Here is a 467-nt window from a genome sequence, read left to right as displayed (position 1 = left end):
AACGAAATAAATATTTAGAAATGGAGAATGAGGTTTTAAAAAAGCGGAGAGAATTCGAAAGAGAGATGATGAATCAAAAAGTAAACAAATCGCGTCATACAAAACGATTAAAGCGCTAAAAAATAAATATCCAATTAAATGGTTATGTAGTGTTTTAGGAATAAATAGATCAAGTTATTATAAATGGACAAATAGAAAACCCTCTAAGAGAGAGATTGAAAATAATACATTAATGGAAGATATCAACGATATCTATCACCAATATCAAGGTATTTATGGTTATAGACGTATTTATATCTATATCCGTCTTAAATTAAATAAACGTGTAAATCATAAGCGTGTTTATAGATTAATGAAACAATTAAAATTAAAAGCAATTATACGTCGTAAAACCAAACGTTATAAGCCTTTTACTCCTGAAGTTACTGCACAAAACATTTTAAATAGATCATTTAATGAAACTAAGA

The 467-nt window shown here is 26.8% G+C and carries 1 pseudogene; it reads left to right on the top strand.

Annotated elements, in window-relative coordinates:
* Positions 1 to 467, top strand: a pseudogene (locus tag LQ688_RS14155) (IS3 family transposase); the annotation flags it as partial.

This window comes from Mammaliicoccus sp. J-M40 (assembly GCF_022386395.1).
In the GTDB taxonomy this organism is placed as follows: Bacteria; Bacillota; Bacilli; order Staphylococcales; family Staphylococcaceae; genus Mammaliicoccus; species Mammaliicoccus lentus.
The sequence above is the reverse complement of the archived record's forward strand: the minus strand, read 5'-3'. Positions and strand labels throughout refer to the sequence as shown.